The 20606-nt window shown below is 28.4% G+C and carries 24 protein-coding genes, 2 tRNA genes and 1 other RNA gene; 9 read left to right on the top strand and 18 right to left on the bottom strand.

The window, feature by feature from the left end:
- The first annotated feature begins 6 nt into the window (after window positions 1-6).
- Window positions 7-1104, top strand: coding sequence for a hypothetical protein (locus EXC45_RS03785; protein ID WP_036435407.1), 1098 nt, complete (start codon window positions 7-9; stop codon window positions 1102-1104).
- A gap of 58 nt (window positions 1105-1162) precedes the next feature.
- Here EXC45_RS03785 and rnpB read toward each other — a convergent pair.
- Window positions 1163-1434: RNase P RNA component class B (rnpB, locus tag EXC45_RS03780), an RNA gene on the bottom strand.
- Window positions 1435-1524: 90 nt separating this feature from the next.
- On the opposite strand from rnpB, the gene EXC45_RS03775 reads away from it, so the two are divergent.
- The 4 genes from EXC45_RS03775 (at window position 1525) to EXC45_RS03760 (ending at window position 5394) form a co-directional block, all read left to right on the top strand.
- Window positions 1525-2019, top strand: a complete 495-nt coding sequence (locus EXC45_RS03775) for an MAG0490 family ComEA-like DNA-binding protein (RefSeq protein WP_036435404.1) — start codon at window positions 1525-1527, stop codon at window positions 2017-2019.
- A 65-nt stretch (window positions 2020-2084) separates the two neighbouring features.
- Window positions 2085-3293 carry a ComEC/Rec2 family competence protein gene (locus EXC45_RS03770; RefSeq protein ID WP_165163216.1) on the top strand — a complete coding sequence of 403 codons (1209 nt, stop codon included), beginning with the start codon at window positions 2085-2087 and terminating at the stop codon, window positions 3291-3293.
- Between the two features lie 3 nt (window positions 3294-3296).
- Window positions 3297-4259 carry a DNA polymerase III subunit delta gene (gene holA / locus EXC45_RS03765; protein ID WP_036435399.1) on the top strand — a complete coding sequence of 321 codons (963 nt, stop codon included), beginning with the start codon at window positions 3297-3299 and terminating at the stop codon, window positions 4257-4259.
- Window positions 4243-5394, top strand: a complete 1152-nt coding sequence (locus tag EXC45_RS03760; protein ID WP_036435398.1) for a hypothetical protein — start codon at window positions 4243-4245, stop codon at window positions 5392-5394. Before holA ends, EXC45_RS03760 begins: the two co-directional genes overlap by 17 nt.
- 31 nt (window positions 5395-5425) lie before the next feature.
- Here the strand turns inward: EXC45_RS03760 and EXC45_RS03755 are convergent, their stop codons facing one another.
- Together EXC45_RS03755 and efp are read right to left on the bottom strand one after the other, a co-directional pair.
- The gene (locus EXC45_RS03755) at window positions 5426-5734 is read right to left on the bottom strand and encodes an MMB_0454 family protein (RefSeq protein WP_223213883.1); all 309 of its coding nucleotides are present in this window, start codon (window positions 5732-5734) and stop codon (window positions 5426-5428) included.
- The gene (efp, locus tag EXC45_RS03750; RefSeq protein ID WP_036435392.1) at window positions 5734-6297 is read right to left on the bottom strand and encodes an elongation factor P; all 564 of its coding nucleotides are present in this window, start codon (window positions 6295-6297) and stop codon (window positions 5734-5736) included. Before efp ends, EXC45_RS03755 begins: the two co-directional genes overlap by 1 nt.
- A gap of 200 nt (window positions 6298-6497) precedes the next feature.
- On the opposite strand from efp, the gene EXC45_RS03745 reads away from it, so the two are divergent.
- From EXC45_RS03745 to EXC45_RS03735, 3 genes are all read left to right on the top strand, one after another.
- A tRNA-Leu gene (locus tag EXC45_RS03745) sits at window positions 6498-6584 on the top strand.
- A 6-nt stretch (window positions 6585-6590) separates the two neighbouring features.
- Window positions 6591-6666 (top strand) — tRNA-Lys (locus EXC45_RS03740).
- Window positions 6667-6738: 72 nt separating this feature from the next.
- Window positions 6739-7086 (top strand): hypothetical protein, encoded by a 348-nt coding sequence (locus EXC45_RS03735; protein ID WP_084272250.1) that lies wholly within the window; start codon window positions 6739-6741, stop codon window positions 7084-7086.
- Window positions 7087-7112: 26 nt separating this feature from the next.
- Here the strand turns inward: EXC45_RS03735 and thiI are convergent, their stop codons facing one another.
- The 15 genes from thiI to EXC45_RS03660 all read right to left on the bottom strand — a co-directional run bounded on the left by thiI (window position 7113) and on the right by EXC45_RS03660 (window position 19085).
- Window positions 7113-8249 (bottom strand): tRNA uracil 4-sulfurtransferase ThiI, encoded by a 1137-nt coding sequence (thiI, locus tag EXC45_RS03730; RefSeq protein WP_036435386.1) that lies wholly within the window; start codon window positions 8247-8249, stop codon window positions 7113-7115.
- Between the two features lie 8 nt (window positions 8250-8257).
- Window positions 8258-9802 (bottom strand): hypothetical protein, encoded by a 1545-nt coding sequence (locus tag EXC45_RS03725; protein WP_036435383.1) that lies wholly within the window; start codon window positions 9800-9802, stop codon window positions 8258-8260.
- A complete protein-coding gene (locus EXC45_RS03720; protein WP_036435381.1) occupies window positions 9803-10645 on the bottom strand; it encodes a Cof-type HAD-IIB family hydrolase in 843 nt (280 codons plus the stop codon).
- A gap of 65 nt (window positions 10646-10710) precedes the next feature.
- Window positions 10711-11085, bottom strand: coding sequence for a hypothetical protein (locus EXC45_RS03715; RefSeq protein ID WP_051616996.1), 375 nt, complete (start codon window positions 11083-11085; stop codon window positions 10711-10713).
- Entirely contained in the window at window positions 11085-11573 is a 489-nt protein-coding gene (locus EXC45_RS03710) for a DUF4231 domain-containing protein (protein ID WP_036435378.1), read from the bottom strand. Before EXC45_RS03710 ends, EXC45_RS03715 begins: the two co-directional genes overlap by 1 nt.
- On the bottom strand, window positions 11573-12034 hold the full coding sequence (locus tag EXC45_RS03705) for a hypothetical protein (protein ID WP_036435375.1): 462 nt from the start codon (window positions 12032-12034) through the stop codon (window positions 11573-11575). The genes EXC45_RS03710 and EXC45_RS03705 overlap by 1 nt, the downstream gene beginning before the upstream one ends.
- Before the next feature lie 48 nt (window positions 12035-12082).
- Window positions 12083-12505: an ATP synthase F1 subunit epsilon gene (gene atpC, locus EXC45_RS03700; RefSeq protein WP_036435372.1), complete on the bottom strand. Its 423-nt coding sequence runs from the start codon at window positions 12503-12505 to the stop codon at window positions 12083-12085.
- On the bottom strand, window positions 12498-13901 hold the full coding sequence (gene atpD / locus EXC45_RS03695; protein ID WP_036435369.1) for a F0F1 ATP synthase subunit beta: 1404 nt from the start codon (window positions 13899-13901) through the stop codon (window positions 12498-12500). Before atpD ends, atpC begins: the two co-directional genes overlap by 8 nt.
- 13 nt (window positions 13902-13914) lie before the next feature.
- Entirely contained in the window at window positions 13915-14772 is an 858-nt protein-coding gene (atpG, locus tag EXC45_RS03690) for an ATP synthase F1 subunit gamma (RefSeq protein ID WP_036435366.1), read from the bottom strand.
- A gap of 2 nt (window positions 14773-14774) precedes the next feature.
- Window positions 14775-16349 (bottom strand): F0F1 ATP synthase subunit alpha, encoded by a 1575-nt coding sequence (atpA, locus tag EXC45_RS03685; protein WP_129693804.1) that lies wholly within the window; start codon window positions 16347-16349, stop codon window positions 14775-14777.
- A complete protein-coding gene (gene atpH, locus EXC45_RS03680; protein WP_036435360.1) occupies window positions 16349-16903 on the bottom strand; it encodes an ATP synthase F1 subunit delta in 555 nt (184 codons plus the stop codon). The genes atpA and atpH overlap by 1 nt, the downstream gene beginning before the upstream one ends.
- Window positions 16903-17487 carry a F0F1 ATP synthase subunit B gene (atpF, locus tag EXC45_RS03675; RefSeq protein WP_036435357.1) on the bottom strand — a complete coding sequence of 195 codons (585 nt, stop codon included), beginning with the start codon at window positions 17485-17487 and terminating at the stop codon, window positions 16903-16905. Before atpF ends, atpH begins: the two co-directional genes overlap by 1 nt.
- A gap of 20 nt (window positions 17488-17507) precedes the next feature.
- Window positions 17508-17849 carry an ATP synthase F0 subunit C gene (gene atpE / locus EXC45_RS03670; RefSeq protein ID WP_036435353.1) on the bottom strand — a complete coding sequence of 114 codons (342 nt, stop codon included), beginning with the start codon at window positions 17847-17849 and terminating at the stop codon, window positions 17508-17510.
- A gap of 29 nt (window positions 17850-17878) precedes the next feature.
- Window positions 17879-18646 carry a F0F1 ATP synthase subunit A gene (locus EXC45_RS03665; protein WP_036435351.1) on the bottom strand — a complete coding sequence of 256 codons (768 nt, stop codon included), beginning with the start codon at window positions 18644-18646 and terminating at the stop codon, window positions 17879-17881.
- On the bottom strand, window positions 18639-19085 hold the full coding sequence (locus EXC45_RS03660; RefSeq protein ID WP_036435348.1) for a hypothetical protein: 447 nt from the start codon (window positions 19083-19085) through the stop codon (window positions 18639-18641). Before EXC45_RS03660 ends, EXC45_RS03665 begins: the two co-directional genes overlap by 8 nt.
- A 172-nt stretch (window positions 19086-19257) precedes the next feature.
- On the opposite strand from EXC45_RS03660, the gene EXC45_RS03655 reads away from it, so the two are divergent.
- Entirely contained in the window at window positions 19258-20559 is a 1302-nt protein-coding gene (locus EXC45_RS03655; RefSeq protein ID WP_084272248.1) for a glucose-6-phosphate isomerase, read from the top strand.
- Window positions 20560-20606: the final 47 nt, after the last annotated feature.

Here is a 20606-nt window from a genome sequence, read left to right as displayed (position 1 = left end):
TATTAAATGAAAATAGTTAAAGAATATTTAGATTTTGAAACTTTTAAAAGTAAATGCGATCAAACTATTTATCCACTAGTATTAGAAAAAGTTCAAAAAGCTTTTTCTAATGAAGTAGTTGAAAAAATGAAGAAAATAAAAACTGTTTTTATTTCTTCATTTGTTTTTGGTTCAATTTTGGTAATTGCATTTCTTTTTACTGCGTATAACGGAGCAAAAAACAACCAAAACATTACTCTTTATGCTGCTGTTGGAATTTTACTTACTGCTATTATCTTTTTTATAATCGGAATTATATATTCGGTAAATTACAAAAGTATTAAAAACAGAGTTTCTCAATACATTGCGACAGAACTTTATAACGCTGATAGCATATATGAAAAAGCTTTTGCCAACATTTCTCCAGACATTGAGTATCTCAAACCTGATAATAAAGTCTTTTTGGATAAATTAAAAGAGTGTGAATTACCTTATTTAACCAAAAAAGATATTTTGGTTAATAAACCTGATTGTCCAAGCGAACCTACATTAGTAAGTTATGAAAAAATAGGTTCATGATTAATTGATAATAAATTTCCAGTCGAATATTACTTCTTGCATTGACAATATGAAGTTCATCGTAAAGACAGAGTTGAAACCGTGAATGTTTTTAGAGGATTAATTAAAATTTACACACAAGCATTAAAAGAAAAACAATTTTCTTGATCTTTATCAAATGAAGGTGTTTCAGGAATTAAACTTTTTAGAAAATTTCAAAATACCATTCAACTTGAAGATGAACAATTTAACCGTACTTTTGCACTAAGAGCTTTCGATCGCCAAGATATTTTCAAAACCTTTACACCATATGTTCAACAACTTCTTGTTAAACGTTCATATGATAATGGATATACTCATTTTGCCAAATTCACTTTGCAAACTGATCCAGAACAAAATTCGCTCACATATGATTTTAACGGTAAAAAAGGTTTTATGCGTATTGACACCACAATTACATCAGATCCTTCACAAGTAGCTTTAGGATTTTATAAAGATATTTTGTTAGATGTTTATAGTTTTTATTATTTACTTTGCTTTAGTTATATTCCATTATACTTAGATTAGTAATCTCTTTGAGATTACTTTTTTTAATTAAAAAAACAGAGAAATCTCTGTTTTTTACATCTATAAGCCGTGTTCTGTTCTGCTAAAAGCAGCGCCAGCAATTTATCTAACATATATAATATGTTCTCTGAATTGGTTCAATTCCCTATCAAAGTTCCCCTACCATAATTTGGGTTTCTAACTCACGGAGTTTACCGCGTTTCACATTTCTCGTCTCTGTGGCACTAGTCGTCTAGGCTTAGGTTTATTAGACCTAACGTGATCACTACCACCATCTCAGGCGGTGCTAGCACGGACTTTCCTCTGCAAATGCAGCTGCTGGCCGATGCTTTAATATTTTACCACAATTAAAAACAGAGATTTTTAGTGTCATTATTCTTTTTTTAATTTTTAATTTAGTATTTTTTATTATCAAAACAAATGAAATGACCAAAATTAATCAAACAAATGTTTTGAATTCCTTTAGTTGTTATACCTTTAGTGATTGTTTATTTTTATAAACAAGAAAACACTAATGAATCTTTTAAACCAAAAAGCGAATCCTTTACTTATTCGGTATCGGGTGCTATTACATTTGAAGGAGTGCACATCTCTAAAAATCCACTAACTTACCGACAATTGTTTTTCGCAGTTAAATTATTACCAAATAGCGATATTTCTGGATTTGATTTAAACACGCTAGCACCCTTAAAAAGCGACATTTTTGTTCCTTATAAAAATTTATCGTTAAAGTGAAATGATTTAACTAGCGAAAAACAATTACGTCATTTAAACCTTCCAAAACGAGTTATAAAAACCATTTTGGAATACAAAAATAAAAAGCAAGGGGTACCAACATGAGAAGATATTGCACAAATATCCGGTATTGGAAAAAGCACTTTAAAAAAATTGCAAACCTTTCTCCTTCTGGAATAAACATAATAACTTTTGTTTGCTTTTCACTATTTATGTCTTTGCTTATTTTGTTTTCATGATTAAAATTGTTGCTGTTTGTTTGTTGTGCACTGATTTTATTTTTTAATAAATATAAACATTCAAAAATATTAATTCTTGCTTTAATTGTGCTGTTTTGCATTTATGCGATCTGAAAATGATGAATAAATTCAATTCAAATTGGAACTGCAACTTACACTTTTAAGGTTAAGCAAATTAATAAAAATTCAGCAATATTACAAGATACGTTTTTAAGAGATTTTGTTTTACTAAATAAAACAAATATCAAAGAAATTAAAATTAATGAGTGAATTTATTTAAAAGGAAAAGTGACTTTTTTAGATTCTAAATTCGACTTCTTTTTAAACAAAGGAATATATTATCAAATTCAAGTAAATGAAATTTTAAATGTTAGCAATTCTTTAAAAAGTAGCTTCTTTAATTTAGAATTATTTAATTACAAAGAATTTCAAAATACGATCATGCCACTTATTTTTGGTTATACAAGCGAGGATCTTTCGAAGAACTTTTCGTTTTTAGGTGTTATACATTTAGTAGTTTTAAGTGGTTTTCATTTTAATATTATTTATGTGATTTTTAAATTTATCTTCGGAAAAACAAAACTAAAAATTTTTGGATCTTTATTATTTTTAAGCATTTATTTTGCCATGTGTAACTGAAACATATCAGCAGTAAAATCATTTTTTCTGATCTTATTAATTGAGATATACCAATTTGCTAGTGTTAAAAATATAAATGTTGATAAAACCAAATTTTTAATAATTGTTGCTGGATTTGTGTTAATAATTAATCCCTGATTTGTTACAGAAATTGGGTATTGATTCACATTTTTATTAAGTGGTTTTTTATATTTGTTTGAAAACAATGAACAGTGACAATGAAATAAAAAGGCTTTTAAAAAATATTTTAAAACTTGAATGTTTTCAACTTTGTTAGTGTTACTTTTTAGATTTGAATTTTACCCATTGTCTTTTTTGTTTATGCTCTTTTTAAGCCCACTTATTGAATTTTACGTAGTTAGTTTAGTATTTTTATGGTGAATTAAGCCGGTGGTAATTTTTTATGATTTTATTTTAAAAAACATATCAGAAGTTCTCATGAGATGAAGTTTATTTATTTCATTTCAAGTAAGTAATTTATACTTGAAAACTACATTATCTTTTCTTAATCTTGCAGCATTATTAATATTATTAGTAACTAATCAAAAAGCAACTAATAAATTTTTATATAATTAAAACATGTTTTTAATTTATGGGGATGAAAACTTTTTTATTGACGAAAAAGTAAAAGAAATAAAACAAAAATACACCGAGGAAAATATCATTGTATTCAATGATAAATTTGAATATTCACAAGTTTTAGATCATTTGTATAGTAATTCTTTATTTGCTCAAAATAAGCTAATATTAATTGAAAATTGCGATCTATTTTTGACTAAAAAACTTTCAAGTGAGCAAAAAGACTTTCTAAATCAACTTTTGTTGCAAGCAAATCAACCAAACTCAAATGAAGTTGTGTTTATTATTCGCAAGCTTGATCTTGCTGAAAACGAGTTAACTCAACTACTTCAAAAAAACAACCAAGTATTTAAATGTTTGCAAATCCCTAAAAAAGATTTACCTAAACAACTGGTAAATTACATTAAAAACAAAGGTGGAGATATTACTCCATCAAACTTGATGTATCTATTAGAAAAACTTCCTGAAAACTTAACGTTAATAATGCAAGAAATCAATAAGTTATTGCTTGAAACTAGGGATATTACTAAAGAAGTAATTGACAAGTCAGTTGGTCAATATGTATTAGATGATTCTTTTGGGTTATCAAATGCTTTTGAATCAAATGATTTTAATGTTATTTGAAAAGCATATAAACAAAAAAAATATGAAGGAATTGACATTAATACATTAATAAGTCAAATGGCAAACGTCTTTATTTTAGCCAATAAGGTTTATCATTTGCGTAACTTAAATTGAGATAATGCAAAAATAGCTAGTTTTTTAAAAGTACACGAATTTAGAATCAAAAAAGCTTCTTTACTGCTTTCTAAATATTCTTTAACCAAAATTGAAAATATCATTGAAGATTTGCTTAAACTAGATTCTTCTTTTAAATCATCAACAATAGATAATGAAGCAATTTTTGAGAGCTTTTTAGTAAAACACTTTATAGGAAAACAACAAAATGAACAACTTAGATAAAAACTTTGTATTTGTAGATGATGAATTTTTCTATCAAGAAAATAACAAGGCTTTTTTTAACTACTTTGAGCAACTAAAAAACGATCTTTTAAAGAATAAAACAACTGTCAAAGTTGTTTTAAATGATATTGCTACTTTTATAATTAATTATCATTACAATAAGCAATTTGTTGATGAAGAGTTTATTTATAAACTCAAAACTTTCTTTGATTTTATTGAATTTCTAAAAATTAATAAAATCGCATTTTGATGAAACTTAAGTTATCAAAACGCAACATTATCAAAATGGATTTTTAGTAATTTAAACACCAAATATCTTGATAACATTGAATATTTAACTACTTTTTATAAACACTTAGGTAAAGAAAAATTCAACCACGCTTCTCAAACCCTTTTAACAGAAGCACAAATAGAAGTTTTTACTAGCTTAATTGAATTTATAAAAAATAATTTCAATTTAGATGGGGTTATTATAAAAGATCTATTTACAACTAAAGCGAATTTTGATCTAAATTCAGTATCAAAAATTTATCAAAAGCTTTTAAAGTTTATTCCACAACAAATTCAAATACTTTTTTTAATTGATCAAATAACCTTCAAAAAGGTAAAGAAACAAAAATTCAATTGAGAGTTATTTGTTTTAATTTTCAAAACGTTAGATTTAAATTCAATTCGAAATCAAGCAAGGTTTTTAAAAACAATTTTCGCAATTCAAATGAAAATCATTTTTGATTTGGAATCGATATTAAAAAATACTTCGACCCTATTATTTGTGAACAATCAAATTTTATCATTGGTGAAGCTATCTAAATTCGCTAGCAAATCCGTTTTGTTTAAATATCCACATTTACCAGTTTCTAAAAATGAACGTTCAATTATTTATAATCCTAAAGTAATACAAATTATCCTCGAAAACATCTTTGTTTTTTTAAAAGAAAACTCTATTTTTAATCCTCAGAATTGTCTTGTTAAAACAAGTTATTGATTTAAAGTTTTGACACTTACTAAAATTTATTCAGATAGAACTATTAAACTAAAAATTAATTATTCTTTCAAGAGTGTAAAAACAAATTTTCCCAAAGGTTCAAAAAGCAAAATAACAATTTTGCCTTTTGAAAGCATCCCAACAACATAAACAAAAAGCACTACATTGAGTGCTTTTTGTTTTAGATTATGTCCAACAGACAAACTTGAACGTTTTTTGGTTTTTTGTCAATTAAAATTTTTACTGCTTCTTCAATTTGATTAGCAAGCTGTTTAACTGCTGAATATGTATCTTTAGTTTTATTTTTTTTGATTTTAACATCAACAAAGATTTCTAAATCTAGGTGATTTTCATCAAAGCTTAATCTTGGTGTTTTTACTAATTTTAAATGTTTTAATTCGCTAAATACATTGTTGATAACATCTAAAATAGCTTCCTCTTTAACAATATAAGTTTGATTAGAATTATAAGTTACATTAATTCAGTTCATTATTTGTTGCTTTTTCCAACATATTTACCAGTTTCAGTTGAAACAGTAATAATGTCGTTTTCTTTAATGAACATTGGAGTCTCAATTTCAAAACCAGTTTCTAAAATAACTTTCTTTTGTGGATTGGTTGTTGTGTTTCCTTTAACGGCATCTGGGGCTTCAACAACTCTAATATCAACATTAATTGGTAATTCTACATCTAAGACTTCTTCTTGGAATTTTCTAATTTGAACTTCACTATTTTCAGTTAAAAAGTTTAATTCTCATTCAACATTTTTTACTGGAATTTCAATTTGTTCGTATGTTTCGTTATCCATTAAAATGATGTTTTCTCCATCTGAATATAAATAGTTCATTTTTCTTTTATCAATGTGAGCTGGTTTAACTTTATCTCCACCAGTGTAAGATTTGATAGTTGTTGCACCAGTTCTTAGATTTTTTACTTTTGCTTTAACGTTTGCTTGTCCACGTCCTTGTTTTGAGTGTTGTGCTTCTAAAACAACAAAAATATCTCCTTCATCTTGAAATGTGATACCTGGTTTAAATTCGTTTACATTAATCATAATAAATACCTCATTACTTTAAAATTTTTAAATAAATATATTTAATTATAATATAAATTAAATTTTAAAAATTATTATTTGGTTTTTAGTTTCTAGTGTTATAATATTAATGCACTTTAAGCAACAGAAAAAAATAATCTAAAAAAATATATTCTTTTTTTCAAATAAAGTGTATAATTGAAAAGCTACCTAGAAGAAATGCCCAGGTGGCGGAATAGGTAGACGCAAGGGACTTAAAATCCCTCGGTCGCAAGACTGTGCTGGTTCAAGTCCAGTCCTGGGCACCAAATCCTGCGTCCTTAGCTCAGCAGGTAGAGCAAATGGCTTTTAACCATTGGGTCAGAGGTTCGAATCCTCTAGGACGTACCATTTCAGAAATGACCAAAAGCACTATTAAGTGCTTTTTTTATTTTGTTGCGTAATTTTGATACAATAAACAATATGAAACCATTTAAAAGTATCAAAAGAAAAACCGAACAAGTAATTAACAATTTAAAATCACTTGATGAAAGTGGTGATGATAGCTCTTTAATTGATAAAGATTTTTATTTAGGTAATAAAAACATTCAAGCATTCACTCAAGAACTCAAATTCATTGATGAAGAATCTACTGAATATAAAGTTGCTAAAGCACAAGATATTGTTGAACAAGTGGGTGATTTTGATGATATTAAGCTTAAAACTCATCGTAAACAACAACTCGGTTATGCTCTAGGTATTTTGTCAATTTTGTTAGTTTTTGGAATCCTAATTACTTTAATTACCCTATTTTCTTTAAGAATCATTTAAAAAAGCAAGTGTGTAAACTTGCTTTTTTAAATATTAACTTTGGTGGTCTCAATTCCGTTTTCTAGTAAATCAGCTTCTAAATCAAAAATCATTGATAACTCAGTTTCAAGTTTTTGAGCCACATCCAAAGATGGTTTAGTAGTGGGTTCTTTAGGAGCAAATAACTCACAAGTTTCGTTAGCTTTAATAATTGAAATATCATGAGTATCAATTTCTTTTGCTAAATTAATTATATCGTTTTTGTCATAAGTAATAAGCGGACGTAAAATAGCTGTTTGAGCAACTGAACCAATTACATTAATTGATTCAAGAGTTTGCGAAGCTACTTGGCCTAGATTTTCTCCATTAGAAATGGATAATAAATGTCTTTTTTGAGCTAAAGTATCAGCGATTCGATAAAAACTACGACGCATTAAATTTATTTTGTAAGATTCTTTAGAAACAAATGAAATGTAATTCATCAGCTTTGAATAATCAGCAAAATGAATGAGCGAATCTCCTTGATATCTTGAAAGTATTTTAACTAAATTAACGATTTTTTCTTTGGTTCTTTCATCGGTTTGTGGAGGTGTTAAAAATGATAAAAATTCAAGTTTAATTCCTCTTTTCATCATTAAATAAGCAGCCACTGGTGAATCAAACCCACCGCTAATTAAATGTATTCCTTTACCACCAATACCTACTGGCAATCCCCCTTGACCTTTAATGTATTCACTAAAAATATAAGTGTGATAACGTCTTACTTCCACATAAAAAGTTTGATCAGGGTTGTGAACATCCACACTTAAAGAAGTATTTTTAAGTACGTGTGTCCCAAGAATACGATTTAATTGATCTGAATTAACTTCAAAATTTTTATAATTTCTTCTTGAAGCGATTTTAAAGCTTTTAGAAGTGGGTTTGATTAATTTTAAAATAGTTTCTTTAAAAATTTCTACATCATTATCAACTACAATCACCGGAGAATATGAGCTAATACCAAACACATAAGAGAGTGATTGAATAGTTTCAGGTGAATAATCTAAATACATTCGATCAAATTCAATTTGTGGTTTTTGATGCGTAATTTTAGTAACATTATCGCTTAATTGTTTAATAAATTGTTTACGGTTTTTCTTTTTTAAAACTAATTCACCATAACGAATTAATATTTTGTTATACATATACTCTCCTATTTATAAGCTCTTTTTAATAATCTAAAAGCTTCTTGATAATCATTAACAGCTGTAAGCTTTTTTAATTTAATCGCTAATTCAGCATTATTTTGTAAAATATTTCTTTCACTTTGCATAAGCGAAGTATAAACGCTTAAATATAAACTCTTATAATGTTCATTTAAAGCAATCTCTTCTATTAATGCACTAAGTGATTCGACTCATCGATTTCAAATTTTTTCCACATCAACAAAGTTGGGTTTTTTTGTGAAAAATTGTTGATACATATTTTTTAACTGTTCTAAACTAGAATGATATTTTGCGGAAATTAACATCTCATTTTGCATAATTTCAAAATATAAGTGAACGCTTTGAGATAACTCTTCTTGAAAAGCTAAATCAATTGTTTGTTGGCGTTTATTTTCAAAAACATGTTCAATAATAAAATAATTAATTTCTTCAAGCAAATGAATGATTTTATTTATGTTTTTGATGTACTCTTCAAAATTACTATCAGATAGCTTTTCATATAATTTAATTACTTTAGCTCATTTTTCACTTGTTTTAATATCAATAAAATCGTAGTAATTTAGTTGTTTTTGCAAATTGACACATAAATTTTTAATTATTTTTGTTAAATTTGTGTGCATGTAATGAAGAGCTTTATTTTTGAATTCTTCAAGTTCATTTTTGTGGAAAAATAAGTAAAAATCAATAATTTTATCCTTAATGGCATCCACTTGATAAGAAAGAGCTTTTTGTTGTAATTTGTAAAATTTATTTTTTATAAAAAATAGATCTTGTTTTTCTAAATCATGAATTTGTGTTGCTCTGATTTCAAAAGCTTTAGGTAAATTATCATACAAACAAAATTCAATAACTTTAGCATGATCAAGTATGTCAAATAAATATTCTAAATCTACAATCAAATTAGAAATAGATGTTGAAACATTTTCGAATTTAGCTTGATTGTTTCATTGATCATCAATAAAACTAATCCGCTCGCTATAACGGTCAATTTTACTTTTTAAATCTCCATATAAATTGTGTAAAACTTTTTGATTTTTATTTAAATATTCTCTAGCTAAAGATAGTTTATTTAAAATATCAGTAATGTCACCTTCATAATTATTTCAATTAGCACTTATTTGTCCAATAATTGATTGATATTGGTGAATTGATTTTTTAAAGTTTTCATATTTTTGAGTAAAAATTTTAAGAGTTTTGCGAGCAGCTAAAATTTTTTTCTTTTTTAAGAATGAATATAACTCTTGTGATGTTTTGTCCAATTTTTCTTTTTGATTTGAAATAATATTTTCTAAACTTAAAAGAGACTTATAAGTATTAACGTAATTGCTATTTTGCTCTTTTAAAGCTTTAAAACGTTTTAAAGAGTTGATAAAATCACTTTGATCACGAGTGATACTAGTTTGTTTAGATTCTAAAAAATTAACAAATTTTTTAATATATAAATTTAAAATTAAAAGAATCAATAAAGTGAGTAGTAAAGTTGCAAAAACTCCAATTAAACTAAAGTAAATAATTTGTTCTATTGGTGTCATTTATTTTTGTTTTCCTCTTTGAGAAACAGCTCTTTTAAGTTCAAAGTCACTACGATATAAATAATCATCAATAGCTTCGGCAAGTCCATTTTGTCTCACATCAGAAGTATAATATTTGGCTTTAGATTTAGTTAATTTGTCAGCATTATCCATCGCATATGAATATCCCGCTGCTTCTAGCATTGAAATATCATTTGGTGAATCTCCAATTGCCATAGCTTGTTCAACGCTCATGTTAAAAGCATTTTCACAAACTCAACGCATTCCAGAAGCTTTAGAAACCCCTTTTTTAGTAATTTCAATATGAGTTTTTAGGTTAATGATGTTTAAATCAATATCATGTTTCATCGCTTCGGCATAAAAACGCTCAATAACCTCAGATTCTCCATATACTTCAATTTTATGAATGTCATCCACAATTTCTCCGTGTGTAATGAATTGGTCGTATTCACAAAACTCAACTAAAAAATCGTGTCATTGTTTAGGCATATCTTTAAAATAATACTTATCGGTACCAAAATAATATAACGGTGAGTTGGTAATGTTGGATACTTCTCAAATTTTTTTCACTTCACTAAGAGGCATTTTTTCAATAAAAATAGTTTTTTTAGCAAAATTATCAAAAACTAAGGCTCCATTTGAACAGACAATATATGGTGATTTAAATTGATCTGCAAGCCTTTGAATTTTTTGATATGGTGGATTGCCAGTATTTAAAATAAAAGGAACTCCTTTTTGATTTAATTCCTCAATTTTGTTAATGTTTACTTGGGTTAATTGTTTTTCTGGAAAAGGGTAGATTGTTCCATCTACATCACTGAAAATAGCTCATTTGTTTGTCATAATTTTTATTATATCAATTAATTAATTTTCTAGTTAAAAGCAAAATAAAAAGGTGACCAAGCACCTTAAAATGTATTTAAAATATCATCGATGTCATCGCGAGTTATAATATCTTTATTTTGAATGCGTTCAATGATTTGTTCATTTAAATAAATATTATTACCAATTGAAGTTTTTTGATCTTTAATGCTTAAAAAAGTTTGCACTGATGAAATAAACGAAATAATTACTGCAAAAATTGCAAGCAACACAAAATAAATCATTGTTTGTTGTGGATAAGGATTATAACGCATTGCAAAAAGGTTTAAAATAATTGTTAGTGCAGTAATTACAATTAATGCAACATTTAATCCAACAAAAGTGTAGTAACTTTTACGATATTTACTTTTGGATTTAGAGATAATTTCAGAGCAATAGATTTTTTCATTTATATCATTCATTATTTACCTCCGTTATTAATAAGTTTTTCACGATCGTATTTTTCTTTTTTAGTTAGGAAAAATATTCGTTTATAAAACAAGTAATCTGCTTCTTTTTGAGTTAATTCTTTGTAATAAAACACTTTATCAGAGTAAATTAAGTTTTCTAATTTAAGTTTTTCACGAATAGATTTTTGATTTTTAAAATAATCATTAACAACAAAAAATGATAAAAATCCTGAAATTAATGAAACACTTGCGTTGATAATGCTTGTAAGCAAAATATATGTAGATCCGGTTGTTATATTTGGAAACAATGCTTTGTAAGGATTGCCTAGTTCTTTTGGATAGTTTTGATTAATTGAGGCTAAAAAAATCGCAGCAATAACCCCTAAATAAAGAGCAAATGAAATCGAAAGAATATTTAATAAATAATATGAAATACCAGAAATAACAAGTTTTATAGTATTTTCTTTTTTGACTTTTGCATAATACTCTTTAACGTTCATTATTTATCTCCTGTTAATTGTTTTTGAATTACATTTTTGAAAGCAATTTGCTCTTTTTTATTTAACTTATCTTCCAAGGCTTTTAAATAAGCAATGAATTCTTCTTTGCTAATAACTGAATGCTTGTATTTAAAACTTAAATCAATTGCTGTTTGCTCCACTTTTTTGTAACGATTGAATTTTCCATTAACTTTATACACTGCAATAACGAGTGTAAGAACAAATGAAGCGATAATAAAAATTACAAGAGTCATTAAAATGTATAAAGAAGTATAATCGACATTATCATGACTTCTAGCGATACGAATTAAAATAACCAATGCAGCAATAGCAAGTCCTAAAACTGATAAATTCAAAAGTAAAATTAGAGTGCTAAATAATTTATCAAGAAATAAAATTCATGATAATTTCTTTTGGTCCTCTGCGATTTTTTTCTTAAGTGCTTTTAAAAATTTGTTCATAAAAAAAATATACCAAAAACAAAAAAATAACTAGCAAAAAACTAGTTATTACTTGTGGAATTGATTATAAATATCAATTCGATTAATTGCTTTTTTCAGCTTAACTTCAAACTTTTGAGTGTCTGCTGAGGATGTTTCTTTGGCTTTTAAAAGCGCAGCTTCATACATGGCTAAATCACTTTTAGCTCTTTGTAAATCAATATCATCAGCTTTGATAATGTCATCAGTAATAATATTGACTTTTTCTTGATCAGCATAAATTAATCCACCACCAATGTAACATTTAATTGATTGGGGATCATTTGAATATCCAATAGTTAAAGAACCCATTTCGATACTAGAAAAAATTGGAGATATGTTAGGCAAAATACCTATGTAACCATCGGCGATTTTTAATGTAACAATATTTGTTTCGCCAGCAAAAAAGATTTTTTCTGGTGTTGTAATGGTTAAATAAGTTGTTTTAGCCATTATTTAAATTTTTATTGTGTCTTTCAATTACATCTTCGATGCTTCCAGCATATCTAAAAATTTCTTCAGGATAATCATCAAATTTACCTTCAAGAATTTCTTTAAAACTTCTAATTGTTTCTTTTAAAGGTACATATTGACCTTTCATTCCTGAGAATTTTTCAGCAACTGTAAAGGGTTGAGATAAGAAGTTTCTAATTCTTCTTGCACGAGCAACAATTTTCTTATCTTCTTCAGAAAGTTCTCCCATCCCTAAAATTGCAATAATATCTTGCAATTCTTTGAAACGTTGGAGAATATTTACTACACCTTGAGCTACTTGATAATGTTCTACCCCTACAATTAAAGGGTCTAGAAGTCTTGATGAAGACTCTAGAGGATCAATAGCAGGATAAATTCCAAGAGAAGCAATTCCACGATCTAAAACAGTTTTAGCATCCAAGTGAGTAAAAGTTGTTGCAGGAGCAGGGTCAGTTAAGTCATCTGCGGGAACATAAACAGCTTGAACTGATGTAATTGAACCTCTACGAGTTGATGTAATTCTTTCTTGAAGTTGACCCATTTCTGTTGATAAAGTTGGCTGATATCCAACCGCAGAAGGCATTCTCCCTAAAAGAGCAGAAACCTCTGAACCAGCTTGTGTGAATCTAAAGATGTTATCAATAAATAAAAGCACATCTTGATTTTGAACATCTCTAAAGTATTCAGCCATTGTTAAACCAGTTAAAGCAACTCTCATTCTGGCCCCTGGGGGTTCATTCATTTGACCAAATACTAGTGCTGTTTTATCTAAAACACCAGCTGCTTTCATTTCGTAGTATAAATCATTACCTTCACGAGTTCTTTCACCAACTCCAGCAAAAACTGAAAGTCCGTTGTGCTCGGTAGCAATGTTATTGATTAATTCTTGTACAAGAACGGTTTTACCAACTCCAGCTCCACCAAAAAGACCAATTTTACCCCCTTTAGCATAAGGGATTAAAAGGTCAATAACTTTAATACCAGTTTCAAGAATTTCACTTGAGCTTTTTTGTTCTTCGTAAGTAGGAGCAGGTGCATGAATTGGAGCTGTTTCAACATTATCAGCCATTTTCAATTCATCAATAGGATTTCCTAAAACGTCAAACATTCTTCCTAAAACGGCATTACCAACTGGCACAGAAATTGGTGCGCCAGTATCAATAACTTCCATTCCTCTTTGTAAACCATTTGTTGAAACCATCGCAATTGATCTAACGGTATCATCACCAATGTGTTGCGCAACTTCTAATGTATATGCTTGTTGATCTTTATACACAATTAAAGCATTTAGAAGTTTAGGTAATTTGCCGCTTGTAAAACGCACGTCAACAACTGGTCCAAGAATTTGAACAATTGTTCCTTTGTTTTGTGGCATGTGTCCTCCTTTATTATTTTTGAGTTGCGTCTGCACCAGACACAATTTCAGTAATTTCTTGAGTAATTAAACTTTGACGTTTTCGGTTAAATTCAAGACCTAATTCATGAATTAATTCATTAGCATTTTCGGTAGCATTTTCCATTGCGTTTCTACGAGATGACATCTCAGAAATTTTAGAAAAGTTACCTAAAGAATAAATCATACTTCCAATAAAAAGCGGAATTGAATTTCTGAGTATTGTTTCAGCGTTAGGATAAAATTCAACATTGCTTGTTAATACATTAACTTTTTGAGTTACTACAAAAGGAAATAATTGAAATGTTTTAGCCTCTTGAATAATGTTATTAACAAATTCGGTGTAAATAATTTTAATTGAACGAATTTTTTTATTAAAGTATAGTTCTAAAGCATCTTTACTAATTGATTCAGCTAAAGCGTAGTTAAATGAATCACCATAAGCAAAATACTTTTGTACAATGTTTTCTTTTTTAATAAAAGAATGCGCATATAAGTAAGCTTTAGCGCCAACAAAAATCACTAAATCTTTATCAGTTACGTTTTGATGAATTTGTGCGTAAATGTTTGAATTATATGAACCACATAATCCTAAATCTGAAGAAATGATAATGTAAAGATCTTGATCAAGATTTTCATTGGCTGGAAAAATGTTTTGAAGATCTTTTTGAGATACGTTTTGCATTAATTCATTAAATGTTTCTTCAAGTAAATTACGATAATTTTTAATGTTTTCTAAGTCTTTTTTAGTTTTTTGCAATTTTGCAGTGGCTACTAATTGCATAGCTTTGGTTATTTTTTTAGTATTACCCACTACAGAAATACGGTTTTTTAATGCGTTTAAATTAGACATGATTAATTGTTTGTAAATTTACTTGGAAGTGGTTTGTACATTTTAGGGTCGTAATTAGGAATGGTATTAACGATGTCTTGAACAATTTTTACAAGAGTTTTGGTGATAACTTCATAATTTTCAGGCGAAATAACAGAAGTTGACAAGATATCTTTATAAACGATATTAAGCATTTTATTATTTTCAATTTCTTTTAGCACCATATCACGATATTCGTGCATTTTATTTTTTGGTAATGGATTGATAATTCTTTCTTTAACTCCAACTAAAATAATTGATTGTGATGCTTGTGAAATTGGGTTGTATTGCTCTTGTTTAAGCAATTCATATACTTTAGCTCCATGATCCAAAATAGTTTTAGTTGAATCATCTAAATCAGATCCAAATTGAGCAAAAGCAAGCATTTCATTGTATTGAGCAAGCTCTAATTTTAATGAACCTACAACACTTTTCATGGCTTTAGTTTGTGCAGCTGAACCTACCCGCGAAACACTAAAACCAACATCTACAGCTGGTCTTTGACCGGCGTTGAATAAACCTTCACGAGTGAAAATTTGACCATCAGTAATTGAAATTACGTTTGTTGGAATATATGCAGAGATATCTCCTTGTTGAGTTTCAATAATTGGTAAAGCAGTAATTGAACCACCACCGTAACGTTCATTTAAACGAGCAGCACGTTCAAGTAATTGAGAGTGTAAGTAAAACACATCTCCAGGATAAGCTTCACGACCAGGAGGTCTTCTTAAAAGAAGTGATAATGTTCTATATGCAGTAGCGTGTTTTGATAAATCATCATACACAATTAACACATCTTTTCCTTGAGACATTCACTCTTCAGCAATAGTTACTCCAGTATAAGGAGCAATGTATTGTTGAGGAGCTAATTCACTAGCTCCAGCTACCACAACAGTAGTGTATTTTAAAGCGTCTGAATCAGAAAGTTTTTTAACAATTTGTGCTACAGTTGAGTTTTTTTGTCCAATAGCTACGTAAACACAATAAACACCTTTACCTTTTTGATTAATAATTGTGTCAATTGCAATAGCAGTTTTACCAGTTTGACGATCACCGATAATTAGCTCTCTTTGTCCTTTTCCAATTGGAATCATTGAATCAATTGCAATAATTTCGGTTTCAAGTGGTTGGTTAACTTCTTTCCGAGACATAACTCCACTTGCAACTTTGAAAATTTCTCTAGTTTTGGTTAATTTTAATTCACCTTTACCATCAATTGGTTGTCCTAGCGCATTAACTACTCTTCCAAGTAGCTCATCTCCAACTTCAACTGAGATAACTTGATTGGTTCTTCTAACACTATCACCTTCAGAAACGGAATTAGCATCTCCAAATAAAGCTACTCCGACTGCTTCTTCTTCTAAATTTAAAGCAAGACCATAAACTCCGTTTTCAAAAACAACAATTTCGGAGTTCATAACTTTTTCAATTCCAGATACTAAAGCAATTCCATCTCCAATAGAAATAACTTTACCAATTTCAGATTGATCGATTTTTAAATCATAATTTTTAATACGATCTTTAATAATTACTGAAATATCATCAAGTTTTATCGCCATTATCTACCTCCTTTGATATTTTTAGTGGTTATAGCTCCAATAAGTTGAGCTAAATCATTTTTGTAATTTTTTTGAATAATACGACTTTCAGAAACGATTTGAAAACCTGAAATAAGTGATTTATCAATGACATTTTTAATTTCAAATCTTCTATGATAGTGTTTTTCAAGTTTATCTTTGATGCGGTCTAAATGATCTTGAGAAATTTCTTTAGCAGTAATTACTTTAACAAAAGAAATTTTTAATGCCTCATTTGAAAGCTTTAAATAATGTGTCAAAATTGTTTTTATTTTGTTGATGCTTTTACGTTCAATGGCCACCTTAATAAGGTTTTTTAAAATTGGGTCATAGTCAAATAAAAGATCATCAACTAGTTTGAGTTTTTCTTCGTTTGGCACATTTAATGCAGATCAAAAATCAATTAGATTCGGATTTTGTTGAACCACAGTAAGTATTTGGTTGCATTCAACATGTATTTGTTCAAATTTATTTGCTTCTTTAACTAATTCAAAAAGAGCAATCGCATAACCTTTAATATTAGATTTATCTAACATTATTCAAATCCTTTAAGATTTTCATCTTTTAAGAAACTTTCAATAATTTCTTCTTGAGTTGATTGTGAAATCTCTCTTTGTAGAATTTTTTCAGCTAACTCTTTGGCAGTTTCAGCCACAATTAAACGTGAGTTTTGCTCAAATTCTTTTTGTTGTTTGTTAATGTCTAAATGCGCTTCTTCAATTAATTGTTTTGAATCGTTTTTAGCTTTAGCAATATAAGTTACTATTACTTGTTCAGCTTTTAATTTAGCACGATTAATAATAACTTCAGCTTGTTTGTTAGAATTTTCTAAATTAGCGTTAGCATCATTTAATTTTTGAATCATTTCTTCTTTGATTTTGATTGATTCATCAATATTTTGTTGAATATATTCTTTACGCTCACGAAGCATCTTGGCAATTGGTTTGCGTAAAAAGATATACATAATGGTTGCAATAACAATAAAAGCAATGATAGTAGCAATCATTAAAGGAATGCTTGGAAAAATTGCTTGGAATTTTTCGGCAATCCCTTCTTCAAAAGGTACTGGTTTATCAATTGCTTGAGTTTCAGCCATTAACTTAGTTACTTGTGTAAGCATTTATAACTCTTTTCAATCTCTTATTTTCCACCTAAGAAGAAAAGTAAGAATGCAATAACTAAACAATAAATAGCTGCTGATTCAGAAATAGCCGCAACGATAATGAACATGTTACGAACTTTTTTCTCAACTTCAGGATTTCTAGAAATAGCTTCAACAGCTTTTCCTCCAGCATACCCTTGTCCCATAGCAGAACCCATAGCTCCAATCATAGCAGCACCAGCTCCAATAGCAACTAAACCAAGCCCAATTGAAGGTCCGCTAGAAGCTTTTTCAGTGGTGGTAGTTGCTGTAGTTGCAGCTGTTGAAGTGGTTGCAGCATTTGTTGTTTCTTCTAAAAGTTTTGTAATGTTTTCTAACATAATAGTCTCCTAAAATATAAAAGTAATATTTAATAAATAGCTTTAAGTTTTTGGCTAACTTTAACACGTTTAAAGTCTCGTTTAGTTGAAGCAGGTTTTTTCACCTCTTCGCCTTCACCAAGTTGATTTAGTCAATAACTCATGGTTAATACCGTAAAAACATATGATTGAATCAGTGATTCAAAAATATCAAAATAAAAGTGAAATGCAGGAGTAATAAGCGGAGCAAAGAAATATCATTGATGCTCACTTAAATTAGGAAGTAAAGTTCACATGTATCCTAAAAATGAATACATTAAAAACATAACTACTCCTCCACCAATTAAGTTTCCATATAAACGGAACCCAAGTGAAATAAGTGGAGCTATATCACCAATTATTTCAAAAATATTAATGTATTTTTTTAAGTAGCGAATTTTTTGGTAAACAAATCCTGTCACAAAAATACCAAGTCAAGTTGCAATACCTAAAGTTAAAGGAATTGAATAAGATGTTCCAATTGGTTCAAGTCCAACTAGTGAAAGTAAATTACCAACAGCTAGCATTGTAAATAAAGTTAGGATATAATGACGTGCTTTAGGAAGTTTATCTTCCAAAGTTTCATCCATTGTTTTATCTAGTCCTGATAAATACATTTCCGCAAGAAGAGCAGCACCACTAGGAGCTTGATTTGGTTTAACTTTTTTAATTGATCGATAGGCAATAATTGCAAGCACTAAAATTATAAGCACTGTCACAATCAAAGATAAAAGTTGTGGCTGATTTCACACTCATAATTTTTCAGCAATATTATCCATTTCACCTCCTATGTAGTTTTGATTTTAATAAAGTTTCAAGTGCATAAGTTGGTAACGCAAGAGAAACTCCTACAAATAAAGCAATCAAATTAATTGGTTTATTAACATAATTCCAATTATTTAAAACCAAATTGTGTTTGTGTAAATAGTTTTCATTAATTAAAATCACCACATAAATGGTCAAAATAATTAATAAAAAAAACACCGCGTTTTTGATGTAAATTAGTTGAATTGCTTTTTTGGAACCAATTTTTTGAGATAAAAAATTGGAAATAAAAACATTTAATTTAATTGAGAGCAATGATAACATCGCTCCAATAGCAAAACCAAAGAAAAGTCCAATGTGCCAAAAACTAGCAATAAGTGTTGCTGACACACCAAAAGCAAATATAATAAAAAAAGCAAGATCAACAGTATTTCGTAAAATAAACTGTTTCACTGCTCCTCCTTTGTTTGCTTTCTTTATTTTATACCTTTTTAAATCTTTTAATAAGGGAATTTTAAAGTATTTAAGAGTTATTTTTTTAACAATAAAAACGACATTTTGGAAGAATTTTTAAATATATAATATAATTAAACAATAAAAAATCAAATGTGTAAAATGAGGAAAAATGAAATTAAAATATTTAAATTTACAAACTAATGATGCTCTTGAAAATGCATCACAAACTTTAGAATTTTTGCAAGAGAGAGTTTCAAAAATTCATCATGATGTTAAAGAAAAAAAAGTCAATGAAAAAGACTGACTTGGATGATACGATCTTCCTAACACTTATGATCGTAATGAAGTTCAAATCATGCACGAAAAAGCTGCACAATGAGAAAAAGCAGGAGTTGAAGTTGTTGTTGTAATTGGAATTGGTGGTTCATATTTAGGAGCTAAAACTGGATATGACTTCATTTATGGTCCATATTCAATGAAAAAACCTAGAATGGAACTTCTTTTTGCTGGAAACGATCTTTCAGCTAGTGCGTTAGTGGAAAAATTAAATTACGTTAAGGACAAAAAATTCGCCATTAATGTAATTTCAAAATCAGGAACTACTTTAGAACCTTCTGTAGCATTTAGAGAATTTAGAATGTTACTTGAGAAAAAGGAAACTCCTGAAAATGCTGCTCAGTTAATAGTGGCAACAACTGATAAATCAAAAGGTCTTTTAAATGAACTTGCTACTCAAAAAGGATATTTAAAATTAGTAGTTCCAGATGACATTGGTGGACGTTTTTCAGTACTTACTGCTGTTGGTTTATTCCCTTTTATTTGTGCTGGTATTAACGTAGAAGCACTTCTTGAAGGAGCTAAAGAAACCAATGAAGAGCTTTCAAGTGAGTTAATTGCACATAACCCAGCTTATTTATATGCAGCTCTTAGATATTACTTACACACCAATAAAAATTACTTAGTTGAATTAATGGTTTCATATGAACCTAAATTGCAATACTTTAGCGAGTGATGAAAACAACTTTTTGGTGAAAGTGAAGGAAAAGACGGAAAAGGATTGTGACCTTCATCAGCTTTATACACCACAGACTTACACTCTCTTGGACAAATGGTACAAGAAGGAAATAAAATTTTATTTGAAACTGTTATGTCAGTGGAAAACTCACAAAACAACATTACTTTAAAAACTCAAGGACATGATTTTGATAAACTCGGATATTTAGATGATAAAAACTTGCATCAAGTAAACAACACAGTTCTTAGAGCTACAATTAACGCACACGCAAATGTAGGAAATGTTCCAAACATTCATTTAACATTTAAAGATTTTAGTGAACATTCTCTTGGTGCATTATTTATGTTCTTTGAAAGAGCTGTAACAATGAGTGCTTATTTACTTGGAGTAAATCCTTTTAATCAACCTGGTGTTGAAGTTTATAAGAAAAACATGTTTGAACTTCTTAAAAAATAAGATTTATCGCATTATTGCGATATTTTTATTTATTTTTTTAGTCCTTT

It is taken from the genome of Mycoplasmopsis columboralis (assembly GCF_900660675.1).
Classification (GTDB): Bacteria; Bacillota_I; Bacilli_A; order Mycoplasmatales; family Metamycoplasmataceae; genus Mycoplasmopsis; species Mycoplasmopsis columboralis.
This window is presented reverse-complemented; position numbering and strand designations above follow the sequence as displayed.